Consider the following 19,882-nt stretch of genomic DNA (forward strand, 5'->3'; position numbering starts at 1 on the left):
CTCTCCCCCGAACCCCTCGTCTACGGCGGTAAGTCCTACGTTTTTGCCTTGGCCTCTAATGGCTTCAAAACCAGTCAGCGCGAACCCTCTGATGTCTGGCTGATGGCGGTGGACCCAGCAAATCCTCTCTATCGGCAGGTGAGCAACCCTGACCTAGTGCTGGTACGCGCCGACCCAGAATATTTCACGACCACCCTGGGACCCTGGATCTATTACAGCCAACGCCAGGGTTCCCGCCGACTCACACACCGTTGCTCGACAGGTCTAGGTCCCGGTCAATAATCACCCCGTCGAACCAAAGCCCCCCGTCCCGCGTACCGAGGGGGGCAATTCCTTCACGACCTGGACTTGGACCCGCAACACGGGCTGGACTACAAGCTGAGCAATTTTCATCCCGACCGTCACTAGGAAGTCTTGGTCTGACAGGTTAATTAAAATCACCCCGACCACGCCGCGATACTGCTCATCCACGGTGCCGGGACTGTTGAGAACGGTGATCCCATGGTTAAGAGCTAACCCGCTGCGCGGACGGACTTGAGCTTCCGTATTGGGCGGTAAAGCCAAGGCGATCCCGGTACTGACTAAAGCCCGCCGCCCCGGTTTAAGCAAAACTTTTTCCACGGCATAGAGGTCCAACCCCGCGTCGCCGGGATGAGCATAGTGGGGTAGACGGGCATCAGGATGGCAGCGTTGAATCTGGAGTTCCACAGTCGTTATTCTCACATGCTGTCAAGTCTATCCAAGTACAGAGCCGTCCGCCCAACCCCATCATTTAAAGTAAATCCATCTAAAAAACGTGGGGCCAATGAGCGATCTCGGGGAACAGGCTTTGGGCAAACTGGCGGAAGTGGGGCTAGCTAGTCAATTACACGATGTAGACAAACTTGATGTCGCTGTCCACACCAACCCCCTCCAACTCCTCGGCGGTGGCGTCGAGACCGTGGATATTCGAGGGGCCGGGCTGGTCATGCAAAAGGACCTGCGCGTGACGGAGATGACGATCCACACCGACAGTATCCACATCAATCCCCTCAAAGCGGCAATGGGCAAGATTGAACTTACCCATCCCACCGATGCCACCGCCCATGTCGTCCTGACTGAAGACGATATCACCCGCGCTTTCAACTCCGAATTCATCCGGGGCAAGTTGCAGGGCTTAGCCCTGGAGGTCCAGGGTCAACCGATGACCGTGGATACCCAGCAGGTAGTTTTTCAACTCCCCGGTGCCGACCGCATGGGACTCATTGCCACAATCTACCTGCGCGAAACTCAGGAGACCAAACAAGTCGCCTTTACCGCTCGTCTAGAGACCACTGCTTACCAAATCCGCTTAACTGATCTGGCCTATACCCAGGGTCAAGACCTCTCCCCGGAACTGACCCAAGCCCTTCTGACTAAGGCCAACGAACTGGGCGACCTCCGCAACTTTGAACTCGAAGGGATGGCCCTACGCCTCCAAGACCTTGATGTCATCAAGGGTCAACTCACCTTGACCACCCAGATCCACGCCGAGCAATTCCCTACTTAGAGGTGCTGCCATGACCCGCCAACCCAATATCCCGCCCGTTATTGAGACTAACGAGACCGAATACCGTGACAGCGGCATCCAAAGCACGGTCCATGTCGCCGGACACCCGATTCATCCCGTCCTGGTCACCTTCCCAATTGGGATGCTCGTGGCAGCCTTTGGGACTGACCTTGGTTACTGGTTGACCCAGGACCCTTTCTGGGCGCGGGCTTCCCTCTGGCTGATTGGGGCGGGACTCCTCACGGCGGTCCTGGCTGCCATCGTCGGCACATTAGATTTTTTGCGGATCGAGCGGGTCCGTGCCCGGACGGCGGGTTGGGCTCATATGTACCTTAATGTTGCGGTCCTAGTTTTGACAGTCATTAACTTTGTCCCCCGCCTCAATGACCCCACCGGGAGTATCCTGCCTTGGGGCCTGGTCCTCTCCACCCTGGTCGCTCTCCTCTTGGGTGTCTCGGGCTGGTATGGCGGGGAGTTAGTTTACCGTCACAAAGTCAGCGTGATTGGCCCGACTGACCGCAGCCGCCCCTGACTGCGGGATACTGGGGCCATGTGACTGGGCTGGAGTTTTGACCAACGTTACGATCCTGGGCGCAGGAGCCTGGGGGACCGCCCTTGCTGAATTAGTCCAAGGACAGGGCCATCCCGTCCAAGTCTGGTCGCGCCAGCAAGATTTAGAAGTAGTCGCGAACGCCGCCGTAGTCATCTCCGCTCTGCCCATGACAGCAGTGCGTTCCGTCGCCGCGAGAATTCCCCTAGCGGACCACGCGATTCTCGTCAGCACCACCAAGGGCCTAGAAGCGGGAACCGTGCTTACCCCCAGTGCCATTTGGCAAAGCTACTTTCCTAAGCATGCTGTCGTCGTCCTCTCCGGGCCAAACTTGGCGAGTGAGATCCGTGCCAAAAAACCCGCCGCCGCCGTGGTTGCCGGACCCCGAGCCCAAGAGGTCCAAAAAATTCTCGCCTGTGAACGGTTCCGCGTCTACCTCAACAACGATCCCCAGGGCGTAGAACTCGGCGGTGCCCTCAAAAATGTCGTTGCCATCAGTGCTGGGGTCAGCGACGGTCTAGATCTGGGGACCAATGCTAAATCCGCCCTAATTACGCGGGGTTTAGCCGAAGTGATCCGCATCGGGGTCCTGCTCGGTGGACAAGCCGAGACTTTTTATGGACTAGCCGGACTCGGGGATTTGTTAACTACTTGTACCAGCCCCCTCAGCCGTAACTATCAGGTCGGCTTTCGACTGGCAACCCATCCAGACCTCCTAGCCGTCCTCAGAAGCATCGAAGGGGTCGCCGAGGGGGTGAATACCGCCCGTGTCCTCGTCCAACTCGCTCAACAACGCAACCTAGAACTCCCAATCGCCCAACAGGTCTGTGCTTTACTGGACGGCAAGACCACCCCCCAGACCGCCCTCGGCAATTTGATGGCCCGCAGCCTCAAGGAAGAATTGAATATCTCCTTAACCAAGCCTTAACCTATCCTGCCGGGAAATCAAGGTAAGCTATTATGCAGAGAGAGTGCTGAAACACGTTTGCAGTGTGAGTTTCGTTGTGAGGAGTTTCACGTGATAAAGCTACGGTCTAGTCGGTGGTCCCTGGCGGTTGCCACGGTCCTCCTCGCTCTGGTAGAGGCAGCCCAGCCTGCCACGGCCCTCCCGGATACTTCCGTTAAGAATTTAGCGACGGATGCCCCGATGGTTTCCCAAGTTACCTCGGTGGCTGAGCTAACCGATGTCAACCCTGACACCTGGGCTTTCCAAGCGTTGCGCTCCCTCGTTGAGCGTTACGGCTGTATCGAAGGCTATCCCAGCAAGGTTTTCCTGGGCAACAAAGCTCTGACTCGTTATGAATTTGCCGCCGGTCTCAATGCCTGTCTTGACCGGGTTAATGAACTCATTGCCGCTGGCACTGCCGACTTGGTGACTCGTGATGACCTAGCCACGGTCCAACGGCTCCAGACTGAGCTACAGAACGAATACCGCAGTCTTCTTCCCCGCGTGGACACCCTAGAGGCCAAGACCAAGGAGCTAGAGGCCAACCTCTTCTCGCGCACGACCAAGCTTGATGCTGAAGTCATCTTCCAAGTTGTCGGGGCGACAGCAGATAACACGGTTAGAGGGACCAACGCCAGTAACGCTCCCCTGATCAGCGGCTCCTCCCAAAACGTTGCCATGGGTGGTCGGGTCCGTCTCAACCTGCGCTCGCGGAACGTCGCCATCCGGGGCGACCAACTCCGGGTCCGCCTCAACGCCAACACTGGTGAAGGTTCCTTCTTCAACACGGGCTTCAGCCGGGTAGGTCGCTTCGATACCCTCCAGGCTCAAGGCGGGGCTCCCGTCAACGGTCTAGCCCCGGTTTCATTTGATAAGGTCTACTACGAATTTCCCTTCATCGCCAACAGCTTCCGCCTCACCATTGGTCCTCGGGCAGAAGCCGTAGACTACCTGGGTACCAACCTCAACACCCGCAGTGAGGGGTCCAACTTCTCCCAGCGCGTCTTCCGGCGTAACATTGCCATCTCTCTAGTCAACACCTCGGTGCCGAGTCTGGTTGCCACTTGGCGCGTCTCGCCCCAGATTGACCTGCGCGCTTACTACGGAGCCACCGCCGGCGGCGATGCCTTTGGTTTTGGCGGCGGTGGGGTGACAGGCCCGAGTCAAGCAGCCGTAGAGGTTGGTTTTCGTCCCGATCCTAGACTAGATCTTGGACTGGGTTACTACCGGACGACCTGCAACTCCTCTAATACAGCCATCAACGCTGAGGCCCCGAGTTCTCAGAACCGGATCTTCTGCGATGCCAGCGTCGGCGGTTCGACCCGCTATCCTTTCTCGGGCAGTGGAGCCATTGCTAACGTCCAGCACGACACTTTCAATGCCCACGTTGACTGGGATATCTTCCCAGAAGTGGCGCTCTTTGGTCGTTACTCTTTCGGGAGTGGAACCCTCAGCGATGGTCAAGCCGCTGGTACTCAGGGCAGTACCATCAATTACAACGAGTGGATGGCGGGCTTAGCCTTCAAGGACCCCTTCGGACAGCGCGGCAACACGATTGGTCTGGCGGTGGTTCAACCGGGGAATCTTACCAGTAACAGCATTTCCGCTGGCACTGTAAGCAGTGTTTACGGTGGCACCACCTTCCCGACGTCGGGTAGCTCACTCCCCGACGCTCGGGAACTTGAGTACGGTTTCTACTACCGCTTCCAAGTGGCAAAGGGCATCACCTTGACCCCTGAGGCCTACTACATCACCAACCCCGGTTCCATCTCCAGTAACCCCAACGTGACCATTGGCTCGCTCAAAGCCGTTTTCACGTTCTAAGCTGAGGTCAATCAACCGAATATCCCAGGGCAGGCTCCGTGCCTGTCCTTTTTTTTGCCCTACACTGAAAACAGCTTTGAGGAGACTTCATGAACATTGGGGACCGGGTGCGGGTAAAACAAGCGGTTATGGTCTATACCCATCCCGAATATCGCAATCAAGCCAAAGATGTCCAGGGCTTCGAGGGGGAGATCGAACACATCATTAGCGATTACAAAGGCCGTCCTGTCAGTCCTGATCTACCCTATCGGGTCAAGTTCACGCCCCGTTTCAAAGCTCACTTTAAGCTGGAGGAACTGGAGGCACTGTGAAAGGTAATGCTATCTTCCTGTTTATCATCGCGGTCTTTCTCTTTACGCTAGTCCTCGTCTCCTCCCGCAGCTTCTTGCCCCAGGAGATGCGTCAACCCGCGCCCGTCCCTGCCCAACCTTGAACCCCTATCGTCTGACTCAGAGTCGAGCTTGGCAGGGAGGGCGACTATTACAATTTTTACGGCTGGCCTACGGTGAATTGACCCCAGGGCAAGACTTAGAGCACCTAGGGCGAACTGTAGAGCAATTTTATGACCCACTCACCACACCACTTTGGCTGCTAGAGCATACTGACGGAGCCGTCGGATGTCTTTGGTTAGGGCAGTCTCTAGACCAAACCAACGGGCAGCGAGCTGCCTATATCTTTTTAGTTTACGTCCACCCAGCCCACCGCCGCCGGGGGTTGGCAACAAGACTCATGGAGGCTGCGATGGCTTGGGCTACAGAACAGGGCTTAGTCCAAGTCCACCTCCAGGTATTAGCTCAAAGTGCCGCCGCTCTCGCTCTGTATCAAAAACTAGGGTTTGTAACTAGAGCCTATCTACTGAGCCGGGAATTACTTAAATTAAATTTCTAATTCTATGCCTAAGGAGTGAATAAATATTTTTACGTAAGGGTATTATGGATTAGTCCAGAGACTCAGTAGTTATTCCTACGTAGAACTACTTCTGCTCTGTACACCCGAATCGTTCACCCCACGCCACTTCTGGAGAGCCCCCATGCAACCGATCCGTATCCTCATTACCGACGACCACACCTTATTTCGTTTCGGACTCAGGTTCTTAATCAAAGATGCCCCTGACCTCGAATTGGTTGGGGAAGCCGCTCAGGGCGAAGAAGCCCTCCGGCTTTGTCAGGAGCTCAAGCCCGACCTCGTGTTGATGGACGTATCTCTACCAGGGATGGACGGGATGGATGTCACCCGACAGCTTAAGCAGCAGCAGCCGGACCTACGGGTTTTATTCCTGACGATGCATGAGGAGGAATCCTATTTGCTTAGAGCTTTAGCCGTCGGGGGAGACGGGTATTTACTCAAGGATGCTCAACGCGAGGAATTGCTGGCTGGCATCCGTAGCGTGGCGATGGGCCGTCCCTACTTTAGTCCCGCGATGTATGTCCTGTTGACCCAGCGTTACATCCAGGATGCTCGTCACCACATAGCCCCCACGCCCCAGATGGTGCCCATCAAAGGTATGGCGGCACGATTGACCCAACGGGAGCAAGAGGTATTACAACTCATTGTGGCTGGTCAGACCAACGCTGAGATTGCTCGCCACCTTTTTATCAGCCCGCGTACTGTGGATACTCACCGTACCAACTTGATGCATAAGCTGAACATCCATAACACTGCTGGTTTAGTCCGGTTTGCGCTCGAACAAGCTGCGTGCTAAAAGCTTAGGGGGCTGAGCTTTGGTCTCAACCCCCTTAAAAAGTCTGGCCTCGAATACCCTAGGGTTATTAAACGGCGTTCTCTGCCAAAAGGTGGATGATAAAACCTAATTGAACATACTAGGATTTAAGGGCGGTATTTTACCTATGTGAAACCATGGGGACTAATGCCTGAGACCTGTTCACTTTGGCTGAAAGTCCAGAGTTACCCGACTGCACCCCGCAACCCGGTCACGACATGAAAGAAATTAAAGTTCTTATCGCCGACGACCACACCCTATTTCGCAGCGGACTTCAGATCCTACTGCGAAACGTGGAGGATATCCGCTTGGTGGCTGAGGCTTGTGATGGCGAGGAAGCTATTTCGTTATTTACCGCCCATCAGCCCGATGTTATCTTGCTCGATATCTCCATGCCCAAATTAGACGGTATCGAAGTCACGCGCTTGATCAAAAGCCTCAATGCCCAAGCCCGCATCCTGATCTTAACGATGCATGAACAGGAAGATTATCTATTTCGGATTATGGGTGCAGGCGCGGACGGCTACTTACTCAAGAATGCTGAAAAAGACGAACTTCTGGAAAGTATTCGCTGTGTCGCCGATGGCAAGCAATTCTTCAGTGCGCCGGTCTTCAAGATGATGGCTGAGAGGTATATCCACGATGCCCAGCAGTTAGGCCGGGGTACATCGCGCGCTCCCGAGCCCCCACCGGCCCGTAATTCACTTGCGGTCCGCCTGACCAACCGAGAACACGAGATCCTCAACTTGATTGCCTTGGGTAATACCAACCCGGAAATTGCCACTAAGCTCTTTATCAGCCCCCGGACTGTAGATACCCACCGGACGAACCTGATGCAGAAGTTGGGAATTAAGAATACTGCCGGATTGGTGCGCTTTGCGATCGAACAGGGCTTGGCCTCAGACTCACATCACTAGGCCACCATCCATACTGAGCACTTGTCCCGTAATAAATGCCGCACTCGGGTCACAGGCGAGATAACGAACTAGCCCCGCCACTTCCTCAGGCTGGCCTAACCGCCCGAGGGGAACCATGGCCAAAATGGCATCATGGTTGAGAGCCTGGGTCATCTCAGTGGCGATAAACCCCGGAGCAACGGCATTGACGGTAATCCCTCGACTAGCCAGTTCACGGGCTAAGGATTTAGTTAATCCTAGGACTCCAGCTTTAGCAGCGGCGTAGTTCGCTTGGCCCGCATTGCCCATCAGCCCACTGCTGGATGCAATATTGATGATCCGTCCGGCGCGTTGTTTCAGCATGATCTTACTAGCCTGACGACAGCACCAAAAGACCCCGCCTAGGTTTAGGTCGAGGACCTTACGCCAGTCATCATCCTTCATACGGATGGTCAATCCATCGCGGGTGATCCCGGCATTATTGACCAGTACATCAAGCCGTCCCCATTGCGCTAAAGTCTGGCTAAAAAGCTGTTCCACTTGAGCCGGGTCAGCGACATCGGCCTGGATCGCGACCGCTTTACCCGGTCCTGCCTGGATCAAGTCCACCACTTGCTGAGCCTGGGCAGCAGACTGAGCGTAATTGATGACGACCTGCAGCCCTTGGGTGGCAAGCTCTAGGGCAATCGCCCGACCAATCCCCCGCGAACTCCCTGTGACCAGCGCGACTTTAGCCAACATGTACCCGCCTAACCTTCATGAAGAGCATCATTTTACCAAGTGGGGTCCGTAAGTAAATATACGGCGATCAAGGGTCCACTACCAACGGGAGTAATACAGGAGCAGACCCGCTCACCCCCAGCTAATTCCACTTCACAGGCATGACAAGAACCCATCAAACAGCCTGTGGGAATAAAAATCCCCGCTGCGGTCGCTACATCATAAATTAGGTCGCCAGCTTCACAGGAAACAGTACAGTTTTCGGGTAAGAAATGGACTTGGACCACGGTAGTTACCCCGATTGTCCCTATGAGTGTAGCCCGCTCGGGATCGCCGAGAGCGAGGGCCTCCGTATAAAAACGGAATTGGTCTAAAGCTGCTAGAAGATACCATGGAGCCAAGGCAAAAAAGCCATCGGGTTCTTGAAAAAAGTTGAAGTAAGGAAGGTTGAAAGACTTGGATATGCAAAATAAACCGGAATCTGTACAGCGTGATATTTGCGCCTTGCTTGAGCAAAGAGGCCAAGCCTACGTGAACTTGGGCCAATACGAAAAGGCCCGTTTCGAGTTTCAAGGTGCTTTGACTGCTGCACGCGCCATCCGTGATACGCATCGTGAATGTGCCCTCCTCATCGAATTGGGTAACTGTGAGTTCCTCATCCCCCAAGGCACGGATAAAGCCCGTGAGTGGTACCACACAGCCCTCAATCTCTACCAAGCAGCTGGACTGAATCATCCTTTATTTAAAGCGCGGCTTCTGGTAAACCTGGGTCATCTGGAGATTCGCGAAGGCCGGATTGACCAAGCTGAACAGTCCTACGAAGCAGCGGTGCTGGTGGGTCGTGAAGTGGATGCCAAGCTCATTTATCGTCGTTCTTTGGAGGGGAAAGCTGTCATTGCTGCCATCCGTGAGGACTGGCAAGCAGGGGTCACGTACTTGCTTGAGGCCATCACAGTGGTAGCTGTACCGTTGATGGATAATTTCTCAGTTTGGGATAACTTGGGCTATTGCTACATCCACCTGGGCCAACACGAAGCCGCCGAACGCGAGTTAAGTCAGATGGTTGCTCTAGCTGGTAGCTCAGAGGCGAAGGAATACAAGGCCCGTGCTCTATTCAAACTGGGCCTCAATGCTGAACTACAGAGTAATTCTACTGAGGCACTTACGTATTATCAGAGCAGCAGTACGGCCCAAGAGACCCCCGAGGTCCTGATCGCCCTAGCCCGTCTCTACCAGATAGAGAACCAACCATTAAGTCTATTGCTAGCTCAACAAGGCCAAATCCTGCTGGAGCAAGAACCCTTCAGCCCGCTCACAGACTACACCTTGGAGTGGACAACTCTGCTTAGGATTCGTGAAAGTGCCGCCGTGGACGGGGCTAATCGCTGGATCATGGAAGTCCTCAAGTGTCTCCCGCCCAGTTTTCCCTTCTGGAAGAGTTTAGCCCGCCGAAACCTTTTGCGGATGGTCAAGAGTTTCGAGACCGCTATGCCCAAGACCGAGATTCGATAAAAGATGTTCAGCTTCTCCTGCCGAGCAGAATTACTGGCGGTTGTGGGGAGAGTCTAGGTCAAGCAAGGGTCCGAGGGGGACGATGCCAGTGGGGTTGATGTGAGTATGGCTCTGGTAGTAGTGGCGTTTAATCTGGTCTAGATCACAGGTGGCCCGGACTCCTGGTTGTTGGTAGAGGTCCTTGAGGTAGTTCCAGAGGTTGGGGTAATCCATCAAACGGCACAGATTGCACTTGAAATGTCCGTGATACACCGGGTCAAAGCGCAGTAGGGTCGTGAACAAACACCAATCCGCCTCGGTAATCGTCGCCCCGACCAGATACCGCTGGCGACTCAATACCGTTTCCCAGTGGTCCAAAGCCTCAAACAACTCCTTCACGGCATCGGTATAGGCGGTCTGGGTGGCGGCGAAACCAGAGCGGTAGACCCCGTTATTGATCGGTTCGTAAATCGCGTCAATAGTGTTGTCAATCTGGGCTTGCAAGTCCGGCGGATAAAAAGCCCCAGTCTGCTTCGCTGCACTACCAAACTCAGTATCAAACATCCGCAGAATCTCGCGGGATTCGTTGTTGATGATGGTCTGGGTTTGTTTGTCCCATAGGACCGGGACGGTCACTTTCCCGGAATAATCAGGCTTGGCCTGGGTATAGAGCTCCCACAGGTAACGCTTGCCCTGGGCGGTGTCTGGGTAGTCTGGGCTAAATTCCCAGCCGTTATCGTGAATTACGGGCTCTACTGTCGAGACTCCGACGATATCTTCCAAACCCTGGAGTGCCCGCATGATCAAGGTCCGGTGTGCCCACGGACAGGCTAAGGATACGTAGAGATGGTAACGCCCTGCCACCACCGGGAAGTCCGCGCTCCCCACCCGTTGCCGGTACTGGGTCTGTGTGCGGTTGAAGCGGCCTTGGGCATCGCGGTCGCGCTCTTCATTGACCCATTGTCCATCTACCAACATCCCGAGGGGCATACCATCTCCAGTGCTCTCCGTTAGTATCACACCGAATTTAGGTAGGGCATCGCTTCTGTCTGGGGAGAGATACCGGCTGCGAGATGTGTAACCCAGGTTTGGTACATTGTTTAAGCAGGTCTGGGTGAAATGTGACAATTTTAGTGACGGGGGGAGCGGGGTTCATCGGGGCTAACTTTGTGCACTCTTGGCTAGGGAGCCATAGCGAGACCTTGATTAACCTAGATAAACTAACCTACGCCGGGAACCTCGCCAATCTTACGGGTCTCGAAACAGACCCCCGCTACCAGTTCATCCACGGCGATATTGCCGACCGTGCCCTAGTTAGCAACTTACTCACCACCCATCAACCCACCGCTGTCCTTAACTTTGCCGCAGAAAGCCATGTGGACCGCTCCATCCAGAGTCCCGGTGCCTTCATCCAGACCAATATCGTCGGGGTTTTTAATTTATTAGAGGAAGTCCGGGGTTATTGGCAAGGGCTGGCTGAGCTAGCCCGTGACCAATTCCGGTTTCTGCAAATCTCCACGGATGAAGTGTACGGCACCCTCACCCCCACAGACCCGGCCTTCAGCGAGACCACGCCCTACCGTCCCAACAGTCCCTACGCCGCCTCCAAAGCCGCCGCTGATCACTTAGTCCGGGCCTATCACCACACCTACGGTCTACCCACCCTCACGACTAACTGCTCTAACAATTACGGTCCCTACCAGTACCCCGAGAAATTAATTCCTTTACTCTTGCTAAACGCCTTGGCGGGGAAACCCTTGCCTATTTACGGGAATGGGACCAACATACGTGACTGGCTCTACGTCACCGACCACTGTGAGGCCATTCAAGTCGTACTGGCCCAAGGACGGGTCGGTGAGACCTACAACATCGGCGGCAATAACGAGAAAACAAACCTAGAAGTCGTCCATACCCTCTGTGACCTCCTCGCTGAAATCAAACCCCGCGATTACCAAGCCTTGATCCAGTTTGACCCTGACCGACCCGGCCACGACCTGCGCTATGCCATTGATGCCACCAAAATTACCCAGGAGTTGGGTTGGTGGCCCCGGATGACTTTTGAACAGGGACTCCGGGCGACCGTGGGCTGGTATCTGGAGCATCCGCACTGGGTGGACAGTATCATCAGTGGAGAGTATCAGCACTGGGTCGCCACCCAATACCAAGGACAGTCGTGAAGGGCATCATCCTCGCTGGCGGTAAAGGTTCCCGGCTCTACCCCATCACCCTGGGCGTTAGCAAGCAACTTTTGCCCGTGTACGATAAACCGATGATTTTTTATCCGCTCTCGACCTTGATGTTGGCGGGTATCCGGGAGATCTTGCTCATCTCGACCCCCCGTGACCTGCCCTTGTACCGGGAGTTGTTGGGGGATGGCAGTCAGTACGGGATTAGCTTGGAATACTGTGTTCAACCCAGCCCCGACGGTTTGGCGCAAGCGTTTATCCTGGGACGAAACTTTTTAAATGGGGGGCCGGCCTGTCTCATCCTGGGCGATAACATCTTCTATGGTTATGGGCTGAGTGAAATGTTGCATCGGGCGGCGAGTCAGACGACGGGAGCAACGATTTTTGGCTATTGGGTGCGCGACCCGGAACGATACGGGGTGGTGGAGTATGACCGGGAAGGCTGCGTCCTCTCCATCATCGAGAAACCCCAACAACCCCAGTCCAACTATGCCGTGGTCGGAATTTACTTCTATGATGCTCAGATTACCGATATTGCTAGCCAAGTCCAGCCCTCGGCGCGGGGGGAGTTGGAGATTACCGATGTGAATAATTACTATCTGCAACAGGGTTGTTTACGCATTGAGCGTATGGGCCGGGGGATGGCGTGGCTAGACACTGGGACCCACGAATCGCTGTTGCAGGCGGGTAACTTCATTGAGACGATTGAGCAACGCCAAGGGCTGAAAATAGCCTGTTTAGAGGAGATTGCCTATCAGTTGGGCTATATCTCAGCGGAGCAGGTCCTCCGGCAGGCCAAGAACTTTGACAAAACTGAGTACGGACGTTATTTGTATAACCTGATTGAACGAGGGAATCGTTAAGATGCAGCCTCTAGAAACTGCTCTACCGGGTGTCTATCTACTGGAACCCAAGCTCTTTGCTGATAGTCGGGGTTATTTTTTTGAGAGCTACCAACAACAGAAGTTTGCCGATATGGGGATCACCAGTACATTTGTCCAGGACAATCGCTCCTATTCCAAACAGGGCAGTCTGCGCGGGTTACATTACCAGCTCCACCATCCCCAAGCCAAGTTATGTACGGTCCTGACCGGAGAAGTCTACGATGTGGCAGTGGATATTCGTCAGGGTTCGCCCAACTTTGGGCACTGGGTGGGGGTAGTCTTGAGCGGAGAGAATAAACGTCAAATTTATATTCCCCGTGGGTTTGCCCATGGTTTCGTGGTGTTATCTCAGACCGCTGAATTCATGTATAAGTGTGACGAGTTTTATTATCCCCAGGATGAACGAGGGATTTTATGGGATGACCCGGCCTTGGGGATTACCTGGGGCATGGCTGACCCAATTCTCTCTGATAAAGACCGCCAGAATCCGGCCCTGAACGCGATTCCCGCCGCTGACCTACCGACCTATCCATGAAAATTCTCTTACTCGGCAAACAGGGACAGGTGGGCCACGAACTCAGCCGTGCTCTCTTGCCCCTAGGTGAAGTCGTCGCAGTTGACCGGAGCCAGTTGGACCTAGCAGAACCGGAGTCCATCCGTACCGTAGTGCAGTTCGTGCGTCCTCAGGTAATCGTCAACGCCGCCGCCTACACCGCCGTAGACCGGGCCGAACAGGAACCAGAACTCGCCTACCGCATCAACACGCTAGCCCCGGAAATCCTCGCCCAGCAAGCCCGGTTACTCAACGCGGCCCTAGTCCATTACTCTACAGATTATGTGTTTGACGGTACCCAGCGTGTCCCCTATACCGAGACTGACCCGACCAGTCCCCTCGGAATTTATGGTCAGACCAAACGTGCTGGGGAGGAAGCAATCCAGGCTATGGGGATTCCCCATCTCATCCTCAGAACCAGTTGGGTTTACGGTCGGCGCGGCAAGAATTTTCTATTGACTATCCTCCGCCTAGCCCGGGAGCGCACCGAACTGAAAATTGTGGCGGACCAAGTGGGTATCCCGACCCCCAGTAATTTCCTCGCCCAGACCACTACCCAGATTCTCCAGCAGAGTCAAGGCGACCCAGCGGGATTTCTCCAGACCCAGGGCGGGCTTTATCACCTCACCTGCACGGGGGTGACGACTTGGTATGACTTCACCCGAGCCATCCTGAGTCAAACCCAGGACCCTGAGCGTCAAGTCCAGACGGTCTATCCCATAACCACTGACCAATACCCGACGCCCGCCCGTCGTCCTGCCTACAGCGTCCTCAATACCGAGCGAATTCAAGCTCAATTTGGGTTCACCTTACCTACTTGGCAAGAAGCCCTCGCGGATTTGGTAGCAACTTGATCCCCCAGTCCCCTCTCAATTACTAAAAGAAGGTCTATCTTCAAGTCAAAATTTCTGCACTCAGGCGTTGGTTGCGACGGACCAATTCGGCGTGGAGTTGGGCGTAGTTCTTGAGTTCTGGATCTTCTTCCATTAAGCGTTGGGCGTAGATACGAGCGGTGTTAAGGGTCTCTTGGTCCTCTGAGAGGGAGGCTAGAGCCAAGTCCGGTAAACCAGATTGACGCGTACCCAGAACCTGACCCGGACCCCGCAACCGTAAATCCATTTCAGCAATCGCGAAACCATCCTGGAAGTTGACCAACACATTTAACCGTTGGCTAGCCGTCTCCGACTGGGTGTAATTGAGGAGCAGACAATAGCTCTGAGCCGCCCCCCGGCCCACTCGCCCCCGGAGTTGGTGGAGTTGAGCCAGTCCGAACCGCTCGGCGTGTTCAATCAGCATCACCGAAGCATTAGGGACATCCACCCCGACCTCAATCACCGTCGTACTTACCAAAATATCAAGTTGATGTTCCCGGAACTGGGTCAACACTTGGTCCTTATCCACACTCTTCATCCGCCCATGCAGAAGTCCAATCCGAAACTGCGGAAAGACAGTCTGTAAACGCTCGTACTCCTCAATGGCAGAGCGCAGGTCAACTTTCTCTGACTCTTCGACTAGGGGGAGAACAACATAGATTTGATGGCCCAAGGCGACTTGTTGAGCACAGAGGGCCTGGGCCTGGGGGAGTTCCTTAGGGATCAGGAGTTGGGTGTGAATAGCTCGGCGACCGGGCGGGAGTTCGTCAATCTCGCTTACATCGAGATCTCCATAGAGGGTGAGGGCGAGGGTGCGCGGGATGGGGGTAGCGGTCATTGTCAAGATGTCCGGATTATGACCTTTCTGCTGGAGTTGGGCGCGTTGGGCCACCCCGAAGCGGTGCTGTTCATCAATGATCACCAAGCCGAGGTTTTGAAACTGCACCTGTTCTTGGATCAAAGCATGGGTACCCACGATCACTCCGAGTTCCCCGGTGGTGAGGGCACGGAGGATTTCTTTACGCTGGCTGGTACGCGTCGAGCCCGTCAGAAGGGCGACGGGTTGATGGAGAAGAGCCAGCCACTCACACAGCTTGCGGTAATGCTGCTCCGCCAAAACTTCTGTCGGGGCCATGAACGCCGTCTGAAATCCAGACTGACGAGCCGCCAACAGAGCCACTACCGCGACTACGGTCTTCCCAGAACCGACATCGCCTTGGACCAGACGGTTCATCGGGGCAGGCTGGGCCAAATCACTCAGGACCTCCCGGACCACCCGCTGTTGAGCCTGGGTAAAACTAAAGGGCAACAATTTATAGAACTCTGTGACTAGTTCACCTTCTATTTGGTAGATAGTCCCGGTCGGTTGCGCTTGCTGACGACGCTGGTAACGACGGGTTAACAGACCTAATTGCAAAAAGAAAAACTCCTCAAATACAATCCGGCGGCGGGCTTGCTCCAGTTGGGCAGTGTTCTCCGGGAAGTGAATCGCTCTTAGCGCGTTCTGGACCGTCGGCAAGGCCAAGTCCGCCAGCCAAGCTCCCGGTAAATACTCGTCTAAATACTGGAGCGACGGAAGGCAAGCTTTGAGGGTATTACGAACCGTCGTCGCCCCCACGCCCTCCGTTAAGGGATAAACCGGGACAATTTGCCCAATGGTATTCGATTGGACTTCTCCGGCAAGAGCCAAAACCTCAATTTCCGGCTTATCCAGGGTCAGTCCATACTTCCCCGCTTTCACTAAACCGCTCAGGGCGACCATGGCTTCGGGTGGATAGTTCTTTTTCAACCGCGCCTGCCAACTCGGATTGGCGAACTGCTGCCCCATGAAGAACTGACTGACCCGCATTTGACCCGTACCATCGCCTACCGTCAGTTCCAATAATGTAAGTTTGGGATTGCGCGGGCTAGTGAAACAGTTGACCCGGCGGACTTTTGCCATCAAAGTCACAGTCTGGCCCTCTTTGATCTGTTTGAGCGTAGTGCGGTGGCTGTAGTCCAAATAATCGCGAGGATAATAGCGCAGGGCATCCCCGATACTGTGCAGGTTCAGTTGGGCGAGTTGGGCAGCAAGCTTAGGACCAATCCCCCGCAGCTCTAAGAGGGGCGCGGTTAAAGGCGGAGTGCAGGCAGGAGGGGCTGGCGGCGGAAGTAACCCGGCAATCAGATGCTGGGTCCGTTGAACCAGTTGGGTCCGCTCTTCTAGAGGGAGTTGGTCATAGCGGCGGTAGTACTGGGCGAGGTGATACCAGAGTTGCTTTTCTTCCAACCGTAAAGCGACTGGGGGGACTTCCGCGAGAGCCAAGGTCAAAAACTCGCCAAACCGGTAACGACTGCCCTGAAGATTGGGGTAGCCCTGCTCCGCCTCAACCGCTAAAGCACGGTTTAGGCGCGTCAACCACCCGTCTTCCATTACCGCCCTCAGTCCCTCACTTAGTATAAAGTCCTCAGCGGTTAGCTCTTGGTCTGCTGCTCCAGGATAAAGTTTTGGAAAGTCTGTGAGGTCTGATAGACAAGTTCAGCAAAAACATCGGGGGAGTTCACGGTTAGGTAGTTCTCCGCCAGGAAGTTAGACAGCATAGTGTTGACACTAGGCAGTTTTTTAGTCTGACGGTAATCAGCAATACATAGTTCGGCAACTAATTGGCAAATCGTATCACGGACTCTTTTATTCATGGCCTTACCTGTTTGTGGCTTAGCTGAGATCATGCTCACCTCCCGTGGGCATTTATGTATATTTTATAGCCGTAAAAACACGGTTGTTCAACCCAGCAAGAACGTTATCGCCTCTATTGTTACATTCCGTTATTTTTCGTATTGACAGACCCCAAAATGGCATCCAGTCCGATCAAGGGGTCTTTCTGATAAGATAGCTATTTGGACAGGAGAATACCGGATGAAGTTATCACAGATGGAAGGTCCCCCGATCCTGGTCTCGCTCGATAGCGTTGATACCAGAAGGCGCAAAAAAGGCGGTCCCTTCCAACTCAAGGTTTGGAATCAACGCACAGGCACGGTTCTAGAGACCTTTGGTCGCTATACCCCTGCCAAAAAAGACGCGAAAGTAGGCGAAGAGACCCAGGGCAACTGGGAAGACCGGACTAAAGCCCTCGACCATCTCAAAGGCTGCTTACAACGCTATGAAGAAATTGGTTTGACCGCAACCGTCCGTCAGTTATTTCCCGAAGTCTAACCCATGGCCTTAGATACCACGATCCCCAGTACCCGTGCCCTCCAACGCCTGATTGCTGAGGGCCAGCTGGTTGAAGTGAGGTTGACGACTGGGGACCAGTTTTCAGGTTGCCTCCAATGGCAAGACCCAGAATGTCTCTGTCTTATGGTAGGTGAACAGAAGACGATTCTCTGGCGGTCAGCCCTCGCCTTCATCCGTCCCCACGCCGACTAGGGTAGCCGGAAAAATTGGCGGGCATTGTGGGTCGTAAGCTGAGCCAAGTCAGCCAATTCCAGACCCCGTAAGTCAGCAACTTTCTGAGCGGTATGGGCAACAAACGCCGGTTCATTGCGTTTACCCCGCATCGGCACAGGGGCCAAATAAGGACAGTCAGTCTCAATTAGGAGTTGATTCAGCGGGACAAGCTGGAGTGATTGTTGAATAAGTTCGGCTTTTTTGAAAGTAACGACCCCACTAAAGCTGACGGCGTATCCCAAGTCTACAAAGCGTTGGGTTTCTTCCGGGGTTCCTGTCCAGCAGTGCATGACTGCCCGAATCCGCCCCGCCGCCGCTAGGACCTCAAGAGCAGTATCGGCGGCTTCCCGACAGTGAATAATTAGCGGCAAGTCCAGAGCTTGAGCTACCGCGATATGGGCTTGAAAAAGCTCAATCTGTTGTTCCTGATTAGTCGCCTTAAAGAAATCCAGCCCCGTCTCTCCTAAGGCAACCACACGGGGATCACGGGCACAGGTATAAAGTTGTTCGGTCAATTGGTTCACCGGAATCGCATTTTCACAATGAAGCGGGTGTAAACCTACTGACAGATAAACTTCCTGGGGGAATTGATCAGCTAAGCGTTGCAGGTCAGGGAATTCCTGCGGCTCGACACAGGAGTGGACGAGCTGTACAACCCCAGCGGCTCGCCAGCGTTCAGCCACTTGCCACAAATCAGAACGATAATCGGGAAAGTTGATATGGACATGGGTATCAATTAGCTGGGGTGGCATGGCAGGACCAGAAGTATTTTCCTATTGTGCTATTTCTTAGCAATCATTGGGTTTAGGATTGACCCATGGATATTGCATATTTAGGACCCCCGGGAACCTTCACGGAACAAGCAGTCCTGGCCTACCTTGCCGGGCAGCCCGCCCAGTTATACCCTCACCACAGCATCCAAGGAACGTTACGAGCCGTAGACCAAGGCAAAGTGGACTATGCCGTAGTCCCGGTGGAAAACTCAGTAGAGGGTAGTGTCGGTTTGACCCTCGATGTAATGTGGAATTTGGTAAATCTCACCGTGCAGGCCGCAATTGAACTCCCTATCGCTCAAGCCCTCTTAAGCTTTAGTCCAGAGATGAGCAGAATAACAAGAGTCTACTCCCATGCCCAAGCTTTAGCCCAATGTCAGGGTTGGCTCGAACTCAATCTACCCTTAGCTCAACAAATTCCTTCAGCCTCCACTAGTGAAGCCTCTCAATATCTCGCCCAAGACTACAATTACGCAGCCATCGCCTCTCCCAGAGCCGCACACCTACAAAATATTCCAATCTTGCAAACTGCCATCCAGGATTATCCCGACAACCGCACCCGCTTTTGGATAGTAAACCGTACATTACCAAACCTAGTCGGGGAGCGTCTATCACTCGCTTTTAGTCCCCGCCGTCGTGGACCAGGAGTTTTGATGGAAGCCTTAAGTCTATTTGCACAACGCGGGATCAACTTGACCCGTATTGAATCCCGTCCTTCTAAGAAATTAATGGGTGAGTACGTCTTTTTTATTGATGCGGAAGGTAAGATCCCCCTCGTTCAAGAAGCCCTAGCCCAATTGTCGCCCCTGACTGAGGGCCTACGTCTATTAGGCTGTTACCAAATTCGTCACGTCCAAGGTTAACTCTCCTCGTGCCAAAAAAAATAATGAAGCCCCCCTTACGGAGAGCTTCATCAATTATTTCCCTGGCATTGGGTTATTTTCCCAAGCAGTCGCCCGCTAAGTATCGTCACTGCTGCTGCGTTTAACGTCCGAGTTCGGGATGGATCGGCGTGGTTCCACAGCGCCTGAACACCAGGAAAGCTCTTCGGGTGAAACACCCTGAAGACTGCATAGATAGAAGTCAGATTACACAAACCAAATTAAGCATTCGGCCTGTTAGTACGGCTCGGCTACACACATTACTGCGCTTACACCTGCCGCCTATGAACGGGTAATCTTCCCGTGGCCTCATGGAACACTCATCTTGAGGTGGGCTTCCCACTTAGATGCTTTCAGCGGTTATCCTCTCCCGACATGGCTACCCAGCGTTTACGCCTGGCGGCATAACTGGTACACCAGCGGTCAGTCCCTCCCGGTCCTCTCGTACTAGGGAGAGCTCCTCTCAATGTTCCTGCGCTTGTACCGGATATGGACCGAACTGTCTCACGACGTTCTGAACCCAGCTCACGTGCCGCTTTAATGGGCGAACAGCCCAACCCTTGGGACGTACTACCGCCCCAGGTTGCGACGAGCCGACATCGAGGTGCCAAACCTCCCCGTCGATGTGAAC

Annotated in this window: 24 protein-coding genes, 2 rRNA genes and 1 pseudogene; 18 read left to right on the forward strand and 9 right to left on the reverse strand. The window is 54.2% G+C overall.

What is annotated here, in order from left to right; genetic code table 11:
* A pseudogene (locus tag HFM78_RS14395) lies at positions 1-282 on the forward strand (hypothetical protein); the annotation flags it as partial.
* Here the strand turns inward: HFM78_RS14395 and dut are convergent.
* Positions 283-708: a dUTP diphosphatase gene (gene dut, locus HFM78_RS14400; RefSeq protein ID WP_287130148.1), complete on the reverse strand. Its 426-nt coding sequence runs from the start codon at positions 706-708 to the stop codon at positions 283-285.
* 97 nt (positions 709-805) lie between these two features.
* Here dut and HFM78_RS14405 point away from each other — a divergent pair, with 97 nt between their 5' ends.
* The 9 genes from HFM78_RS14405 to HFM78_RS14445 all read left to right on the forward strand — a co-directional run bounded on the left by HFM78_RS14405 (position 806) and on the right by HFM78_RS14445 (position 7,485).
* On the forward strand, positions 806-1,528 hold the full coding sequence (locus HFM78_RS14405) for a DUF2993 domain-containing protein (RefSeq protein ID WP_287130149.1): 723 nt from the start codon (positions 806-808) through the stop codon (positions 1,526-1,528).
* A gap of 10 nt (positions 1,529-1,538) precedes the next feature.
* Entirely contained in the window at positions 1,539-2,060 is a 522-nt protein-coding gene (locus HFM78_RS14410) for a DUF2231 domain-containing protein (protein ID WP_287130150.1), read from the forward strand.
* Positions 2,061-2,097: 37 nt separating this feature from the next.
* Complete coding sequence (locus tag HFM78_RS14415; protein ID WP_287130151.1) at positions 2,098-3,006, forward strand: NAD(P)H-dependent glycerol-3-phosphate dehydrogenase; 909 nt, start codon at positions 2,098-2,100, stop codon at positions 3,004-3,006.
* A gap of 90 nt (positions 3,007-3,096) precedes the next feature.
* Positions 3,097-4,848, forward strand: a complete 1,752-nt coding sequence (locus HFM78_RS14420; RefSeq protein WP_287130152.1) for an iron uptake porin — start codon at positions 3,097-3,099, stop codon at positions 4,846-4,848.
* Positions 4,849-4,937: 89 nt separating this feature from the next.
* Positions 4,938-5,159, forward strand: a complete 222-nt coding sequence (locus tag HFM78_RS14425; RefSeq protein WP_287130153.1) for a ferredoxin-thioredoxin reductase variable chain — start codon at positions 4,938-4,940, stop codon at positions 5,157-5,159.
* On the forward strand, positions 5,156-5,281 hold the full coding sequence (locus HFM78_RS14430) for a hypothetical protein (RefSeq protein WP_287130154.1): 126 nt from the start codon (positions 5,156-5,158) through the stop codon (positions 5,279-5,281). The genes HFM78_RS14425 and HFM78_RS14430 overlap by 4 nt, the downstream gene beginning before the upstream one ends.
* Positions 5,278-5,736: a GNAT family N-acetyltransferase gene (locus tag HFM78_RS14435; RefSeq protein WP_287130155.1), complete on the forward strand. Its 459-nt coding sequence runs from the start codon at positions 5,278-5,280 to the stop codon at positions 5,734-5,736. The genes HFM78_RS14430 and HFM78_RS14435 overlap by 4 nt, the downstream gene beginning before the upstream one ends.
* Before the next feature lie 142 nt (positions 5,737-5,878).
* A complete protein-coding gene (locus HFM78_RS14440; RefSeq protein ID WP_287130156.1) occupies positions 5,879-6,550 on the forward strand; it encodes a response regulator transcription factor in 672 nt (223 codons plus the stop codon).
* Positions 6,551-6,735: 185 nt separating this feature from the next.
* Positions 6,736-7,485 carry a response regulator transcription factor gene (locus tag HFM78_RS14445; protein ID WP_287130157.1) on the forward strand — a complete coding sequence of 250 codons (750 nt, stop codon included), beginning with the start codon at positions 6,736-6,738 and terminating at the stop codon, positions 7,483-7,485.
* Here the strand turns inward: HFM78_RS14445 and fabG are convergent.
* Positions 7,474-8,205: a 3-oxoacyl-[acyl-carrier-protein] reductase gene (gene fabG / locus HFM78_RS14450; protein WP_287130158.1), complete on the reverse strand. Its 732-nt coding sequence runs from the start codon at positions 8,203-8,205 to the stop codon at positions 7,474-7,476. The genes HFM78_RS14445 and fabG overlap by 12 nt on opposite strands.
* 32 nt (positions 8,206-8,237) lie before the next feature.
* A complete protein-coding gene (locus HFM78_RS14455; protein ID WP_396033290.1) occupies positions 8,238-8,471 on the reverse strand; it encodes a 2Fe-2S iron-sulfur cluster-binding protein in 234 nt (77 codons plus the stop codon).
* Positions 8,472-8,646: 175 nt separating this feature from the next.
* Here HFM78_RS14455 and HFM78_RS14460 point away from each other — a divergent pair, with 175 nt between their 5' ends.
* Positions 8,647-9,696, forward strand: coding sequence for a lipopolysaccharide assembly protein LapB (locus HFM78_RS14460; RefSeq protein ID WP_287130160.1), 1,050 nt, complete (start codon positions 8,647-8,649; stop codon positions 9,694-9,696).
* Positions 9,697-9,726: 30 nt separating this feature from the next.
* On the opposite strand, the gene HFM78_RS14465 is transcribed toward HFM78_RS14460, so the two are convergent.
* Positions 9,727-10,665 (reverse strand): glutathione S-transferase family protein, encoded by a 939-nt coding sequence (locus tag HFM78_RS14465; RefSeq protein WP_287130161.1) that lies wholly within the window; start codon positions 10,663-10,665, stop codon positions 9,727-9,729.
* A gap of 131 nt (positions 10,666-10,796) precedes the next feature.
* Between HFM78_RS14465 and rfbB the strand changes: the two genes are divergently transcribed.
* From rfbB to rfbD, 4 genes are read left to right on the forward strand one after another with little or no spacing between them, the layout of a single operon-like run.
* On the forward strand, positions 10,797-11,852 hold the full coding sequence (gene rfbB, locus HFM78_RS14470; protein ID WP_287130162.1) for a dTDP-glucose 4,6-dehydratase: 1,056 nt from the start codon (positions 10,797-10,799) through the stop codon (positions 11,850-11,852).
* Complete coding sequence (gene rfbA, locus HFM78_RS14475) at positions 11,849-12,724, forward strand: glucose-1-phosphate thymidylyltransferase RfbA (RefSeq protein ID WP_287130163.1); 876 nt, start codon at positions 11,849-11,851, stop codon at positions 12,722-12,724. Before rfbB ends, rfbA begins: the two co-directional genes overlap by 4 nt.
* 1 nt (position 12,725) lies before the next feature.
* Positions 12,726-13,280: a dTDP-4-dehydrorhamnose 3,5-epimerase gene (gene rfbC / locus HFM78_RS14480; RefSeq protein WP_287130164.1), complete on the forward strand. Its 555-nt coding sequence runs from the start codon at positions 12,726-12,728 to the stop codon at positions 13,278-13,280.
* Positions 13,277-14,152: a dTDP-4-dehydrorhamnose reductase gene (rfbD, locus tag HFM78_RS14485; RefSeq protein ID WP_287130165.1), complete on the forward strand. Its 876-nt coding sequence runs from the start codon at positions 13,277-13,279 to the stop codon at positions 14,150-14,152. The genes rfbC and rfbD overlap by 4 nt, the downstream gene beginning before the upstream one ends.
* Before the next feature lie 40 nt (positions 14,153-14,192).
* Here the strand turns inward: rfbD and recG are convergent, their stop codons facing one another.
* Both recG and HFM78_RS14495 read right to left on the reverse strand, forming a co-directional pair.
* On the reverse strand, positions 14,193-16,583 hold the full coding sequence (gene recG / locus HFM78_RS14490; protein ID WP_287130166.1) for an ATP-dependent DNA helicase RecG: 2,391 nt from the start codon (positions 16,581-16,583) through the stop codon (positions 14,193-14,195).
* A 41-nt stretch (positions 16,584-16,624) separates the two neighbouring features.
* Positions 16,625-16,846 carry a hypothetical protein gene (locus HFM78_RS14495; RefSeq protein WP_287130167.1) on the reverse strand — a complete coding sequence of 74 codons (222 nt, stop codon included), beginning with the start codon at positions 16,844-16,846 and terminating at the stop codon, positions 16,625-16,627.
* Positions 16,847-17,066: 220 nt separating this feature from the next.
* Between HFM78_RS14495 and HFM78_RS14500 the strand changes: the two genes are divergently transcribed.
* Both HFM78_RS14500 and HFM78_RS14505 read left to right on the forward strand, forming a co-directional pair.
* Positions 17,067-17,363: a hypothetical protein gene (locus tag HFM78_RS14500; RefSeq protein ID WP_287130168.1), complete on the forward strand. Its 297-nt coding sequence runs from the start codon at positions 17,067-17,069 to the stop codon at positions 17,361-17,363.
* A gap of 3 nt (positions 17,364-17,366) precedes the next feature.
* Positions 17,367-17,576 (forward strand): Hfq-related RNA-binding protein, encoded by a 210-nt coding sequence (locus HFM78_RS14505; protein WP_287130169.1) that lies wholly within the window; start codon positions 17,367-17,369, stop codon positions 17,574-17,576.
* Here the strand turns inward: HFM78_RS14505 and HFM78_RS14510 are convergent.
* Positions 17,573-18,349, reverse strand: a complete 777-nt coding sequence (locus tag HFM78_RS14510; protein WP_287130170.1) for a TatD family hydrolase — start codon at positions 18,347-18,349, stop codon at positions 17,573-17,575. The genes HFM78_RS14505 and HFM78_RS14510 overlap by 4 nt on opposite strands.
* A 65-nt stretch (positions 18,350-18,414) precedes the next feature.
* Here HFM78_RS14510 and pheA point away from each other — a divergent pair, with 65 nt between their 5' ends.
* Positions 18,415-19,233: a prephenate dehydratase gene (gene pheA / locus HFM78_RS14515; protein WP_287130171.1), complete on the forward strand. Its 819-nt coding sequence runs from the start codon at positions 18,415-18,417 to the stop codon at positions 19,231-19,233.
* Positions 19,234-19,293: 60 nt separating this feature from the next.
* On the opposite strand, the gene rrf is transcribed toward pheA, so the two are convergent.
* Positions 19,294-19,409, reverse strand: a 5S ribosomal RNA gene (rrf, locus tag HFM78_RS14520).
* 59 nt (positions 19,410-19,468) lie between these two features.
* A 23S ribosomal RNA gene (locus HFM78_RS14525) occupies positions 19,469-19,882 on the reverse strand; the annotation flags it as partial.

The organism is Candidatus Cyanaurora vandensis, assembly GCF_013285555.1.
Lineage (GTDB): Bacteria > Cyanobacteriota > Cyanobacteriia > Gloeobacterales > Anthocerotibacteraceae > Cyanaurora > Cyanaurora vandensis.